Source organism: Chitinophaga sp. (assembly GCF_035564935.1).
GTDB lineage: Bacteria > Bacteroidota > Bacteroidia > Chitinophagales > Chitinophagaceae > Chitinophaga.
In genome coordinates this window covers 1-13,548 of the sequence record NZ_DATMTE010000042.1, presented here as the reverse complement: position 1 = coordinate 13,548, position 13,548 = coordinate 1, and the positions used below count along the sequence as shown (strand labels likewise).

The following is a 13,548-nucleotide window of genomic DNA, read 5'->3' as shown; positions in this document are numbered from 1 at the left end:
CTGAAAAAAACTCCATTACTTTTGGGTCGCGGCACATTTCACAAAAAGGAAGTGTGTCTTCATTTTCCCAGTACCTGAATCCCAGGCGTGCGGAGGTAAATAAATATGCGCTCATTGACAATGTCTTATTGCGTTACCCGGACAAATGTCCGTATTTCCTTTGAATATGCGGGGGACACCACGATCTTTTCCGGCCTTCTTCTTTCCCGTCTGAAAAAATTTCTTCCAAAAAACTTGCAAACTTAAACGTTTAAGCATATTTTTAAAAGATGAAGAAAGTCTCGCTGAAAGATATCGCCGCCGAAGCAGGTGTATCCACTGCGCTGGTATCTTATGTGCTGACCAACAAGGATAAGAAAGCCCGTATCGGGGAAGGCATGGCGAAGAAGATCCGTGAAATTGCGCGGAAGCTGAATTACCAGCCCAATCATATTGCCCGCAGCCTGAAAAGCGGCAGGTCTTTTACTATTGGCCTGATCGTAGCGGATATTTCCAATCCTTTCTTCGCCAATATTGCGCGTACAATTGAAGACGAAGCCAAAAAGCATAATTATAACGTGATCTTTGGCAGCTCCGATGAAAACGTGGATAAGTCGCAGGACCTGATCAATGTGCTGGTAAACCGGCAGGTAGACGGATTGATCATCACGCCTACCGAGGGATCGGAGCAACAGCTGCAGCAGTTAAAGGAACAAAAGATCCCGTTTGTACTGATCGACCGTTTTTTTCCCGGTATTGCTGCCAGCTATATAGCCGTTAACAACCGGGAATCCGCGGCGGGTGCAGTATCGCATCTTATTAAGGCCGGCAGGAAACGTATTGGTATGGTAGCGTATAAAACTACCCTGCATCATATCAGCGAAAGAATTGGCGGTTACCAGGATGCGTTACAGCAGCATGATATAAAGGCGCCCAACAGTTTGCTGAAGAAAGCGAGGTACTCGCATCTGAAAGAAGATATACAGCTGGCCATTGACCAGCTGCTGAAAGGAAAACAGCCGGCAGACGCCATTTTTTTTGCCACCAACAGCCTGGCCATAGAGGGACTTAAATATATAAACACACTTGGCATACGCATACCGGAGGAACTGGCAGTGATCACATTTGATGAAGGAGAAGCGCTGGACCTGTTTTATGCACCTGTAACATTTGTAAGACAGCCCATCCTTGAAATAGGAAAAGCGGCAGTTCGTGTGTTGCTGGAGCAGATTGCAGATGATACTTCCGCCACTTCGGCTATTTGTATCGATACCACGCTGATAGTGAGGAAATCCTGCGGGAGCAGGTGATATTTAAAGCACGTATGAAAATGATCCTTTAAAACATATTATTTTGCTTAAACGATAAAGCAATATTCAGCAAAACCCGTAAACCTAATCTTTTAATATTCACGTATGATGAAAAAACTATTGCGCCTTTCTTTGTTTGCGCTCTTTACATGGACCACCGCCAGCGCCCAGCAACCCTTTAACGGCCTGGAGATGAACATGGGAAATCTGTACCGTTTATCTGATGCAAAAACCCGTTCCATCAGCCCGGAAAACTTCAGCGGCGAGCCGGGTAAAGGCGGCATGGCTACACTGGAACAGGGTAATGCCCGCGGCGCTGCCAGGGAACTGGGCCAGGGCTGGAAAGTAAATCCCTATATTCATATTGAGGCAGGGAAAACCGTTACACTCGCGGAAATAACCGGCCCCGGCGCCATCCAGCATATATGGATGACACCCACCGGCAACTGGCGCTATTCCATTATCCGTTTTTACTGGGACGATGAAACCACTCCATCCGTGGAAGTGCCGGTGGGCGATTTCTTCGGTATGGGCTGGGGTGAATATGCACCGCTCAACTCACTGCCGGTATGCGTAAATCCGGGCAGCGCATTTAACTGCTACTGGGCAATGCCCTTCCGTAAGAAATGCCGCATCACCATGGAAAATATCAACACGGAAAAGATGACACTGTACTACCAGGTAGATTATACCCTCACCAATGTGCCTGAAGATGCAGGCTACTTCCATGCACAGTTCCGCCGCAACAATCCCGTAAAAGACGCCAGTTTTACCATGATAGACGGCGTAAAAGGAAAAGGCCAGTACGTGGGCACCTACATCGCCTGGGGCGTTAACAACAACGGCTGGTGGGGTGAAGGAGAAATAAAATTCTTTATGGACGGCGATAAACAATATCCTACCATTTGCGGTACCGGTACGGAAGATTATTTCTGCGGCTCCTATAACTTCGACAACAAAGGACGCTACCAGGAATTTTGCACGCCGTATTCCGGGCTGGCGCAGGTAATACGGCCGGACGGGTTGTACAAATCGCAGCAACGCTTTGGCCTGTACCGCTGGCACATCATGGACCCCATACGTTTTGAAAAAGAACTGAAGATCACCATACAGGACCTCGGATGGCGCAGCGGCGGGCGCTATCTTCCGCAACAGTCTGATATCAGCAGCGTAGTATACTGGTACCAGCGCGAGCCACATGCACCATTCCCGAAACTGCCGGCCATGAACGACCTGGAAGTAAATTAATCGTAAAAATATGAACAGAACATCGTTGACAGGATTACAAATGATAGGCAATAATTTCTCCGGTGAAGGCGACCATACCTTCCGGGCATTCGCTCCCCTGCAGCAGCAATGGCTGCCGCAGGAGTTCAGGGAAGCCACTACCGGCGAAATTGATTCGGCTTTACACTTAGCCGCACAGGCTTTTACCGTTTACAAAAAAACGACGCCGCAGCAAAGAGCAGATTTTCTGCTCGCTATTGCAGAAGAAATAGTTTCCCTGGGAGATGAGCTGATCGATACCGCCTCCGCAGAAAGCGGGTTGCCACTGCCAAGGTTACAGGGAGAAAGGGACCGCACTACCGGGCAGCTCCGGTTGTTTGCAGCCACTATCGCAGAAGGATCATGGGTAAATGCACGGATCACCACACCAGCCCCCGACCTGCGGCAGATGCAGATACCTATAGGCGTTACCGGTATTTTCGGCGCCAGTAATTTTCCACTGGCATTTTCTGTAGCGGGTGGAGATACTGCCGCCGCACTGGCAGCCGGCTGCACCGTTGTGTTCAAAGCACATCCTGCACATCCGCATACCTCGCACTTAACTGCTACGGCTATACGTAAAGCAGTGTTACGCACCGGTGTGCCCGATGGCGTATTTTCCCTGGTACACGGCACCTCCCATGAAACGGGGCAATACCTGGCTGCGCATCCGCTGGTATCGGCTATCGCTTTTACCGGCTCCTTTAAAGGCGGAAAGGCACTATATGAAACGGCTACACGCCGGCCAGTTCCTATTCCCGTATATGCTGAAATGGGCAGCGTAAACCCGGTGTTCTTTCTTCCGGGTATTTTACGGGAGAAGGGGGCTGCATTGGCTACCCAGTTTCTTCAGTCTGTTACCCTGGGCACCGGGCAGTTTTGTACCAACCCGGGGTTATTCATCACCGCGGCTGGCAACCCTACCGATGCTTTTATAGATGCGCTCCGCCAGGGCATCAGTACGCTGCCTAACGGCTACATGCTCACGCCCGGTATCCTGGAAGCCTATCATAACGGCATTGCCGCATTGCGTGCACAGGGCGTACAAATACTGGGAGAAGCCGGCGCGGCAGCGCAACAGGCCACTCCCAGCCTGCTACAGGTAACCGCCGCGCAGGCGCTGGAAAATCCCGCTCTCTGTCATGAAGTATTTGGCCCTTCTTCCCTGCATATCCATGCAGGCAGCATAGAAGAAATATATACCGTGGCGCAGCGCCTGGAAGGACAGCTTACTGCCACTATCCATGGCACAGAAGAAGAACTGAAAGAGCACGCCGCTTTGATTGATATACTCCGGGAAAAAGCCGGCAGGATCATTATCAATGGTTTTCCTACAGGCGTAGCCGTTAGTCATGCTATGGTACACGGCGGCCCCTGGCCAGCCACTACCCCGGCTGCCGGCACCTCCGTAGGCACTGCCGCCATTTACCGCTTCTGCCGCCCCGTATGTTACCAGGACTTCCCCTCCTACCTGTTGCCACCGGAATTACAGGATGAAAATCCAATGAAGATATGGCGGCAGGTGAATGGCGATATTTCAAAAAACGCTCTCTAAATATTACGTATGGACCTGGGTTTAAAAGATAAGATCATCATCGTAACCGGCGGCGCCAAAGGCATTGGCGCCGCCATCAGCGCCGTACTGGCACAGGAAGGCGCCATTCCCGTTATCATAGGCCGGAGCGAAGCGGATAACCGCCGGCACCTGGAGCAGATACAGCAAGCCGGTGGCAAAGGCGCACAGGTGGTGGCCGAGCTCACCGATCCGCAGGCATGTGAAAAAGCCGTGGCAACTATAGCGGCCGAATTGGGACGTATAGACGGCCTGGTGAACAATGCCGGTATCAATGATGGCGTTGGACTGGAAAAAGGAAGCTACGAGGCATTTATGCAATCGCTGCATCGTAACCTGGTACACTACTACCTGGTAGCGCATCATGCACTTCCCTACCTTAAAACATCCAAAGGAGCTATTGTAAATATCACCTCCAAAACTGCGGAAACCGGGCAGGGTAATACTTCCGCCTACGCGGCAGCCAACGGAGGACGCAATGCGCTTACCCGGGAATGGGCGGTGGAACTGCTCCCTTTCAGTATCCGTGTAAACGCCATTGTGGTAGCGGAATCATGGACCCCTTTATACGAAAGCTGGATCAACACCTTCGCCGATAAGGAAGCAAAACTGGCCAGCATCGTGGAACGTATTCCATTGGAAAAACGCATGACCACCCCCGAAGAAATTGCCCAGATGGCCGCCTTCCTCCTGTCGGAGAAATCAAGTCATACTACCGGGCAACTTATTCATGTAGATGGTGGCTATGTGCATCTGGACAGGGCCCTGGTGTAAACTCATTTTATTCAAGCAACAATGAAACAAAGCATCTTACAGATCCATCCGGGAGATAACGTTTGGGTAGCGCTGCAAAATATTGCCGCCGGTACCGCAGTGAGTAATGGGCAACAAACAGTAACGGCTATACGTGATATTGCCGCCAAGCACAAAATAGCCGTGACCCTCATTCATAAAGATGGCCCCGTTATTATGTACGGCGTATTGGTAGGACTGGCCAATGAAGATATCCCTGCCGGGGAACTCATCACCACCAAAAATATACGCCATGCTTCCGGGCAGTTCAGCGTGAGCGGGGAACGGCATGCTGAATGGACGCCGCCGGATACATCTCCCTGGGAAAACCGCACCTTTAAGGGCTATCACCGGAAAGACGGCCGTGTAGGCACCGGTAACTACTGGGTGATTATTCCGTTGGTGTTCTGCGAAAACCGCAATGTGCAGCTGCTGCATGAAATGCTGGTAAAGGAACTGGGCTACCGGGAACCATCACCATATGAAGCCATGCTGCAACAACTGCTGCAGGATTTCAGGCAGGGCAACACCTCTCATGAACCCGCTGCTACACTTACACTTCCTGTACGCACCTTTCCAAACATTGACGGGATCAAGCTGCTCACACATACCATGGGCTGCGGCGGCACTAAAGACGATGCCCGCACGCTTTGCGGTTTACTGGCTGGTTATATCACACATCCCAATGTGGCCGGCGCTACCGTGTTAAGCCTGGGATGCCAGAATGCACAGATCAGTATCCTCAGGGAAGAAATTGAAAAAAGATCACCGGGCTTCGACAGAACAGTGATCTACCTGGAACAGCAACAGGAAGGTTCAGAGAAAACACTGATGACCAAAGCCCTTCAGCAAACATTTGAAGGGTTGGCATACGCGAATCAATGGCAACGGCAACCGGCTCCGCTCAGCAAATTATGCATTGGTATGGAATGCGGCGGCTCTGATGGCTTCTCGGGCATCTCTGCCAATCCTGCTGTTGGCAAAGTGGCTGATATACTGGTAGCACTTGGCGGCTCCGTAATACTATCAGAATTTCCGGAACTATGCGGCGTGGAACAGGAACTGAGCGACCGTTGCGTAACTACGGACATGGCTGCACGATATGTACAACTGATGCGCGACTATGCCTCCAGGGCGGAAGCCGTGGGATCGGGCTTCGACTCCAACCCCTCCGCCGGCAATATCCGCGACGGTCTGATCACCGATGCCATCAAATCGGCCGGGGCAGCCAAAAAAGGCGGTTCCTCCCCTGTAACAGATGTAATAGACTACCCCGGATGGGTGCAACGTCCCGGTCTTGCCCTGCTGTGCACTCCCGGCAGCGATGTGGAATCCACCACCGCGGAAGTAGGCGCCGGCGCTAACCTGGTGTTGTTTACCACCGGTCTTGGTACGCCCACCGGCAACCCGGTTACACCGGTCGTTAAACTATCTACCAACAGTACCCTTGCTGCCAAAATGCATGATATCATTGATCTTGATACCGGCACTATTATCAACGGGGAAGAAACCATGGAGGAAGTCGCCAACCGTATTATGGAACTGGTGATAGCTACTGCCAGCGGCGACTACCAGACCAAAGCACAGGTACTAAAGCAGGATGACTTCATTCCCTGGAAAAGAGGGGTATCACTATAGTTTGTTTCTATCACGCTAAAATGCCATCGTTATGAAAAATATCCTTCTCTCCGGTTGTATTGCTGCAGGACTTTTTGCCTGTAACGGCGCCGGACCAACGAAAGAACAAAAAAATATGAAGCCTGAAAATTTCGGTGAAGATGTAGCTTTTTTACAGCAGCACCTGAAGAATGTAGTAGTATTAAAAAATGACAGCGACAGCGGCCGGGTGGTGGTTACCGGCGACTACCAGGCGCGCGTAATGACCAGCACCACCGGCGGTGATAAAGGCAAAAGCTTTGGCTGGATCAACTACGACCTCGTGGCATCGCAGCAATTTGCGCCGCATATCAATGCATTCGGCGGTGAAGAACGTTTCTGGCTGGGGCCCGAAGGCGGGCAATATGCCCTTTTCTTTCCCCCGGGAAAACCTTTTGATTTTGCCAACTGGCAAACACCCGGCCTGATCGATACCGCACATTATACGGTAACTGCCCAATCAGAAAACAGTATCAGCTACCAGCAGCAAGGCAGCATTCAAAACTATAAAGGCAGCACCTTTCAATTGCAGATCAACAGAACCATCCGGCTGCTGAACAATGCGGATATTGTTTCAGGCATTGGTTTCCCGCTTCCCGAAGGGATTCACAGCGTGGCCTATGAAACAGATAACACCATCACCAATAAGGGCGACAGTGCCTGGCAGGAAGAAAACGGGCTACTCAGCATATGGTTGCTGGGCATGTTTAAACCCTCCGATCAAACCGCTATTGTAGCGCCTTTCAGATCAGGCCCCGATGCTACCAAACATATTACAGATGATTATTTTGGAAAGATCCCACCACAAAATCTTCAACTGAAAGACAGCCTGTTGCTGTTCCGCGCCGACGGCAAATCGCGCGGTAAGCTGGGCCTCTCCCCGCTTGTAGCCAAAAGAGGCGCAGGCAGTATTGACCTTGAAAACAATACACTCACGGTTTTGCTTTACGAGGTAGCACCACAAGGGCGCTATGTAAATTCCAAATGGGAACAGCAGAAAGAACCCTTTAAAGGTGATGCGGTGAACTGCTACAACGACGGTCCACTCGCCGATGGCACACAAATGGGTCCGTTTTACGAAGTAGAGTCCTCTTCCGATGCGCGTGCACTGAAGGCAGGAGAATCGCTCCGTTACCGGCAAACCACCCTGCATTTCGAAGGCGACCGCAAAGCATTGCAGGTCCTGGCTATGCAGCTTTGGCAGCTGCCACTGGAAGACGTACAACATTTTCTTACCAACAAATAAGCTCCAATGAATATCATCCGTATTTATAAAACCACTACCACTTTACTCATTGCTTACCAGGAAAAATATTACACCATTATTGCCGGGTGGAACGATTTTGTGAACAGGGAAGGATTGCATCAACGTGTACTGGAAGACCTCAAAGGACTGGAGCCTATTGAAACAGCAGCAGCAGAAAAAATTCTCGCTACCTCCCTGTTGCCACCCATCGGTTCGCAGGAAGTGTGGGCTGCAGGCGTCACCTATTACCGGAGCCGCACTGCCCGCATGGAAGAATCTGAAGTTTCCGGCGGCGCTACTTTTTATGATAAAGTGTATGTAGCCGAACGCCCGGAATTATTCTTCAAAGCTACGCCGCACCGTGTATCCGGTCATGGGCAAACAGTGTATATCCGGGCAGATTCCTCCTGGGATGTGCCGGAGCCGGAACTCACTTTGTTCATCTCCGGAAAAGGAACTATTGAAGGCTATACAGTAGGCAACGACATGAGTTCCCGCAGCATAGAAGGGGAAAACCCATTGTATCTGCCGCAGGCAAAAGTATACGAAAAATGCGCCGGCCTTGGTCCCTGCCTGATGGTACCTGATGTGCCTATTCCCGCAGATACTGTTATCCGCATGTCTATTTACCGGGATAATGAAGTACAGTACTCAGACAGTGTGCCTATCAGCCAGATGAAACGGAGCCACCAGGAGCTGGTAGATTTTCTATACCGTGGCTGTGCATTCCCTGAGGGCTGTTTCCTGATGACCGGCACCTGCCTGGTACCCGACAACAGCTTCACCCTGCAGGACAATGACCGTGTAGAGATCAGCATTGATCATATAGGCCAGTTAACAAATAATGTACAGACCTATCGCCTGTAACTAAAAAATATCTTTATGAATCCTACTGTAGCCGCTAAACAGGAAGCGCCGGTATCTTCTGCTACCCGGCAGCTGAAAACCGCTTCCATCCTGATCATCAGCCTGTTCTTTTTATGGGCGCTCACCGGCAACCTGATACCCGTACTCATTCCGCACCTGCGTAAAGCCTGTCAGCTGAATGATTTCCAGTCGGCTTTCATTGACGCTGCCTACTGGATCAGCTATTTCTTCTTTGCTTTGCCGGCGGCCTGGGTGATGCGCAAATGGAGTTATAAAACCGGCATCATCACCGGGTTGCTCATTGCTGCCGCAGGCGCTGTACTATTCTTCCCCGCTGCGGAACTACGTTCTTTCGGGCTTTTCCTCTTTGCATTGTTTCTTGTGGCTGCTGGTATGACCTTCCTGGAAACTGCTGCCAATCCCTATATCACTATTATGGGCACACCGGAAACAGCCGTGCAGCGGCTCAACTTTGCGCAGGCATTCAACGGGCTGGGCGCCTTTGTAGCGGCGTTTTTCCTGAGCAAAGTGATCCTTTCCGGGAAAGAGTTATCGGTAGCGGAGAGTAACAGTATGTCGCCCGAAACGCTGAACCAATACCTGCTCACAGAAGCGCGTTCTGTCCAGCTGCCTTATCTTGTAATTGCAGGTGTGTTATTACTTACAGCGTTGCTGTTCAGGATAGTGTCATTCCCAAAAATACAGGAAGAGCACAGCGATGGACAGATGATCAATCTTCGTGTATTCAGACATGTTCATTTTCGTTGGGGTGTGATAGCGCAATTCGCATATGTAGGCGCGCAGGTATGTATTTCCAGTTTCTTTATCCGTTATGCCGGTTACAGTGGTTATATGAAGGAGAAGGAAGCTACTACTTACCTGGGCCTGCTGCTGCTTTGCTTTATGACCGGCCGCTATGCGGGCACATGGCTCATGCGCAAAATAGCGCCGCAACAACTGCTGTTCCTGTATAGTGTAGCCTGCGTTGTATTGCTATGTTACAGTGTAGCCGTTGGCGGTAGAGCGGGTGTTTATTGTTTGCTGGGAGTGGAATTTTTTATGTCTATCATGTTCCCGACTATATTTTCACTGGCTATCCGCGATCTTGGTAACGAAACAAAATCAGGATCGGCGTTCCTGGTAATGTCTATAGTAGGTGGGGCATTAATACCGCTTGTGTTGGGCGCAGTAAGCTTTTACAGCAACGTGCAACTGGCATATACGGTGCCGCTGGTTTGTTTTGCGGTAGTAGGTTACTATGCGTTAAAACGTGCGGCTCCTGTTACTCTGCGAGCAGTGCCGTAACAGGTTTACGGGTAAGACCAAAATATACTTTCTGCCCGGCGTTATATCTTTCCCGTAATTCAAAGTTTTCGAAAGATGGACCGCCGGGTATATTGATGTATGCCTTGGGATCAGTGCTTCCGCCGCTCCAATACTTTGCCCGCCCGTTTACTCTTACCTGCAGCGAGCTGTCGGCTTCGTGGGCTTCTTTCCGCCAGTACTGGGTAAGCACATAAAAAGGGCGATACCGCCAGCCCCAGCGCGCCGCATGCTGCTCATCTTCCGGCCATGCCGCCAGTTCCTTCAATGATTCATCGGGTTGCGCCATCACCAGGAAATCGCCGCTTTTATTACGCAGCATCTGTTTCATGGGATATGGCGCTTTTTCTACAAAGCCGGCGCCTTCAAACCCTGCGTATAACGTTTTCGCATATACGGTTTTATCTTTGAGATAAAGTTTCCTCAGCCGCGCATAGTTACCCATCGTAGCTGTGATGCCGCAACGGTCCATGGGCGCGCCTCCGGGCAGATCGAACGTTTCTATGCATAATTCATCCGGGCGGTTACTGCTGATGCTTAAACGGAGATAGGGCCGGGCGCCGTTTTCAAATGGTTCTATGAAAATATACAGGCTGAGCGTTGTGTATTCCGGGTGTTGGGGATCAGGGTGGGAAAGCACCCCCCGTGTACCAGCAGTGGCGGAGAACCGGCCGGGTTCACTGGTTTCACCGGTCCACATTAACTTTCCCCATTTCCCGTCTACCCGCGAGGGCGATATTTCACTGAACTCCATTTTGCCATTCACCACCGGTTCTATTGCAATATAGTTAAGATGGTAAATGATGCCTTTCCATTCGTAGCCGATGCGGAGCAATCCCCTGGGGCCGCCATCGTTACCCCGGCGGGCGCCTTCAATAGCCGCCGGCCACAGGCCAACCACAATGCCGTTGTGTATGCCCCACACCGGAGGGTCTGCTGCATGATCCGGCCGGATCCATTGGGGAGCTGCTTCCGGCGACTGTGCAGCAGTTGTACTAACGGTAACGATTACACTAAAAATAAGGCTACAATAAAACTTCATTTGTTTTTATTTAAACGGCAGCCCTTTGCAATGGAACTGTTTTCCCACTTACTACGGCGTGTATAGCCGGAATAGTACCATAAGCCACTGTTAAGGAAGGAACGCCTTTCTTCCAGCTCACGGTACCAAAGCCTTTATCTGTAGCCAGGAAGGTACTGAAATCGCCGATCTTTGAATCGATATGAATAGTTTTATCAACCGCATCGTACCGCACGCCGGTAAGCCCCTGCAGTAATCCGTAGCTCGACATGGCACGGGCGTACCAGTGTCCGCATTCGTACTCGTTAAACGGGTTCCTTACGGTGCCGTCATATCGCTGCCGGCAGGTGCGTACAATATCCAGTCCTTTCTCTACCTCACCCTGGAACATCAGGTGGGAAGCCACCTGGTATTCGATACCGGTCCATACTTCGTTGCTGTACACAAACGGGAGCGACAACATACCGCCTTTGGGCCAGGAACAAAGCAGCAATCCGCCTTCATGCCCTAATGCGTAAGTGGAGCGTTGAGGGTTTTCATGTTCCTGCAGGTCCTTTTTCAGGTTGTATTTATGCACCGCCAGTAAGTGGCTTTTTGTTTTTGCAATATCAACGGGTTCCGGTAAACCACATACCCGCGCAATCCAGGAACCAAGTACGCCATCAGAAAGGCATCCGGCGCCATACTGGTATTTGGGTCCTTCTTTTTTCAGCAGCGCCAGCGCTTCAGGTGAGTATTGCGTGCTGAACGACTGCGCTTTAACCGGATCCGGCGCCTGGAGGCCGGTCCACTTTATTTGCTGGATAAAATATTCACCGTTATACAATGCTGTTTCCAGGTATTGCTTTCCTTTCGTATACAACGTTTTGTATGCGCTTATGTCTTCGCCGAGCGAAGTCCCCATTTCCATAAATGCGGTAAGCGCCCCCAGGTAAAAGCTGGTACACATGCCTGTAGGCCCCCAGAACTCAATATCATAGGTGTTGTGATGTGGTTCTTCCACAATTCCTTTTCCTTTCGGATCCCAGGTACGGATACAATAATCCATGCTCACTTTCACCAGCGGGAACATTTGCTTCAACCAATCGTTATCTCCGCTGATACGCCAGTCGCGGTACATTTTCATAATCCCTCCCAATTGCCCGTCGGCAGCTGAATGGAAATTATGCACCAGCGGCGATATGGGCATATTGGCCCGGAAGCCCTGGTGTCCTTCGGCATTCTGGTTCTCATGAAATTCTGTATGCCGTAAACTTCTTTCCAGTGCAGGAAACAGGTGAGGTACTGCCTGTGCATAATTCCACACATGTGTACAGGTGCCATGACAGCTGCCCCAGCTGTCGCCCGAGCCTTCCCAGCACCAGAAGCGGCCATCATATTGCCGCATCACCGTAGCTGATTTCAGGATAGTAAGATTCGCCGCCACTGCCTCCAGCACTTCCGGCGGCAGGGTGCTTTTATAAAAGGTATTGGTGAAGAGAGATGTTTTCCGCTGCAGCTCCTCATAATGCCCGGACCAGTAAGCCGCTGCTTCTGAAACATCTTTAAACCTGTTGCTGTACCAGGGTTTATAATATTTGCCTGTAGCCGGAACAGCGCCGCCAGGGCTGTCGCCGATATGTAATTTTGAATCCGGCACATACCAGGTCATCATCAAACGGATCACTTTCTTTTCACCTGGCTGTAAATGGAAAGGTACATACAACGATCCTCCGGGCGCATCTTTTTCTACCGGCGCCGTACTGCGGGTTTCTCCTGCTTTCACGGTATTCCATGCCATGGTTAAAGGATCAAACCAGGCGCCGCGGAACCAGCAGTGATCCACAATGGTAGATGGCTCCGCAGTAAAGATGGCGAATTGCCCTCTCTTCTCTGGCGCATCCGGTAAGGCATCCTGCGACAAAACAAATCCCTGTGGCATGGCAGTTATCCCATTTCCCTTATCTCCCTGCCGCATAAAATTGCGGGCATGGTAAGAGAAGATATACTCTTCCGGTTTGGCGCCGGTATTTGTAAACTGGTATTCCAGCCCCCCAAAGGGCATACTGGCATGGTCTTCGTCGCCCGGCGTAAAAGGGCTCCAGCCTTTTATATCCACCTGCAACGGCAGCGTTTTATCACGGAGACGGATATCCGCAAATGGAAAACGCGCATTAAATACCGCTTCATTAAAGCGTGGTAAGCCCCAGGTAGCGCCGCCGGTACCGCCCAGTCCTGCATCCCGCTGCCCGAATTTTTTCCAGTCGGGTACGCTTCCTTCCAGCACCTTTGCCCCGTTGGGGATACCTTTGATACTGATAGCTGCAAACATAGCGGGTTCGTAAAACATTTCAGGGTTGTGGTGCACCGACATATGCGAGATGGCGCCCGTTCCTTCCAGGCAGAACATGCCCGCACCTATCCCTCCAACGGGAAAGGCTATACGGTTATTATATTTACCATTATAAGATTCATTAAAATGACGATCCCCGGCCTTTTTTTCTTCCGGGGCCGGTACAGCTGTATCTTTTTCTTT

At 50.8% G+C, this 13,548-nt stretch carries 10 protein-coding genes; 8 read left to right on the top strand and 2 right to left on the bottom strand.

The features are described 5' to 3' along the window. Positions 1 to 269 precede the first annotated feature (269 nt). The 8 genes from VN105_RS01180 to fucP all read left to right on the top strand — a co-directional run bounded on the left by VN105_RS01180 (position 270) and on the right by fucP (position 9,994). Positions 270 to 1,289 carry a LacI family DNA-binding transcriptional regulator gene (locus VN105_RS01180; RefSeq protein WP_325637099.1) on the top strand — a complete coding sequence of 340 codons (1,020 nt, stop codon included), beginning with the start codon at positions 270 to 272 and terminating at the stop codon, positions 1,287 to 1,289. 108 nt (positions 1,290 to 1,397) lie between these two features. Then, positions 1,398 to 2,537 carry a glycoside hydrolase family 172 protein gene (locus VN105_RS01175; protein WP_422653308.1) on the top strand — a complete coding sequence of 380 codons (1,140 nt, stop codon included), beginning with the start codon at positions 1,398 to 1,400 and terminating at the stop codon, positions 2,535 to 2,537. Between the two features lie 10 nt (positions 2,538 to 2,547). After that, positions 2,548 to 4,110, top strand: a complete 1,563-nt coding sequence (locus tag VN105_RS01170) for an aldehyde dehydrogenase (NADP(+)) (protein WP_325637095.1) — start codon at positions 2,548 to 2,550, stop codon at positions 4,108 to 4,110. Between the two features lie 9 nt (positions 4,111 to 4,119). Then, a complete protein-coding gene (locus tag VN105_RS01165; protein ID WP_325637093.1) occupies positions 4,120 to 4,902 on the top strand; it encodes an SDR family oxidoreductase in 783 nt (260 codons plus the stop codon). 21 nt (positions 4,903 to 4,923) lie between these two features. Next, entirely contained in the window at positions 4,924 to 6,558 is a 1,635-nt protein-coding gene (locus tag VN105_RS01160) for an altronate dehydratase family protein (protein WP_325637091.1), read from the top strand. A gap of 31 nt (positions 6,559 to 6,589) precedes the next feature. Next, positions 6,590 to 7,822 (top strand): DUF6786 family protein, encoded by a 1,233-nt coding sequence (locus VN105_RS01155; protein ID WP_325637089.1) that lies wholly within the window; start codon positions 6,590 to 6,592, stop codon positions 7,820 to 7,822. Between the two features lie 6 nt (positions 7,823 to 7,828). Next, positions 7,829 to 8,689 (top strand): fumarylacetoacetate hydrolase family protein, encoded by an 861-nt coding sequence (locus VN105_RS01150; protein ID WP_325637087.1) that lies wholly within the window; start codon positions 7,829 to 7,831, stop codon positions 8,687 to 8,689. Between the two features lie 15 nt (positions 8,690 to 8,704). Next, positions 8,705 to 9,994 (top strand): L-fucose:H+ symporter permease, encoded by a 1,290-nt coding sequence (gene fucP / locus VN105_RS01145; RefSeq protein ID WP_325637085.1) that lies wholly within the window; start codon positions 8,705 to 8,707, stop codon positions 9,992 to 9,994. On the opposite strand, the gene VN105_RS01140 is transcribed toward fucP, so the two are convergent. Beyond that, positions 9,972 to 11,054: a hypothetical protein gene (locus VN105_RS01140; protein ID WP_325637083.1), complete on the bottom strand. Its 1,083-nt coding sequence runs from the start codon at positions 11,052 to 11,054 to the stop codon at positions 9,972 to 9,974. The two genes, fucP and VN105_RS01140, sit on opposite strands and share 23 nt — an antisense overlap. A gap of 10 nt (positions 11,055 to 11,064) precedes the next feature. Then, the coding region (locus tag VN105_RS01135) for a GH116 family glycosyl hydrolase (RefSeq protein ID WP_325637081.1) at positions 11,065 to 13,548 on the bottom strand (2,484 nt) is incomplete at its 5' end.

What these genes read in the sequence shown, in the direction of transcription:
- VN105_RS01170 (WP_325637095.1), top strand. Translation starts at nt 2,548, where the DNA reads ATGAACAGAACATCGTTGACAGGATTACAAATGATAGGCAATAATTTC.
- VN105_RS01160 (WP_325637091.1), top strand. Translation starts at nt 4,924, where the DNA reads ATGAAACAAAGCATCTTACAGATCCATCCGGGAGATAACGTTTGGGTA.
- fucP (WP_325637085.1), top strand. Translation starts at nt 8,705, where the DNA reads ATGAATCCTACTGTAGCCGCTAAACAGGAAGCGCCGGTATCTTCTGCT.
- VN105_RS01140 (WP_325637083.1), bottom strand. Translation starts at nt 11,054, where the DNA reads ATGAAGTTTTATTGTAGCCTTATTTTTAGTGTAATCGTTACCGTTAGT.
- VN105_RS01175 (WP_422653308.1), top strand. Translation starts at nt 1,398, where the DNA reads ATGAAAAAACTATTGCGCCTTTCTTTGTTTGCGCTCTTTACATGGACC.
- VN105_RS01180 (WP_325637099.1), top strand. Translation starts at nt 270, where the DNA reads ATGAAGAAAGTCTCGCTGAAAGATATCGCCGCCGAAGCAGGTGTATCC.
- VN105_RS01155 (WP_325637089.1), top strand. Translation starts at nt 6,590, where the DNA reads ATGAAAAATATCCTTCTCTCCGGTTGTATTGCTGCAGGACTTTTTGCC.
- VN105_RS01150 (WP_325637087.1), top strand. Translation starts at nt 7,829, where the DNA reads ATGAATATCATCCGTATTTATAAAACCACTACCACTTTACTCATTGCT.
- VN105_RS01165 (WP_325637093.1), top strand. Translation starts at nt 4,120, where the DNA reads ATGGACCTGGGTTTAAAAGATAAGATCATCATCGTAACCGGCGGCGCC.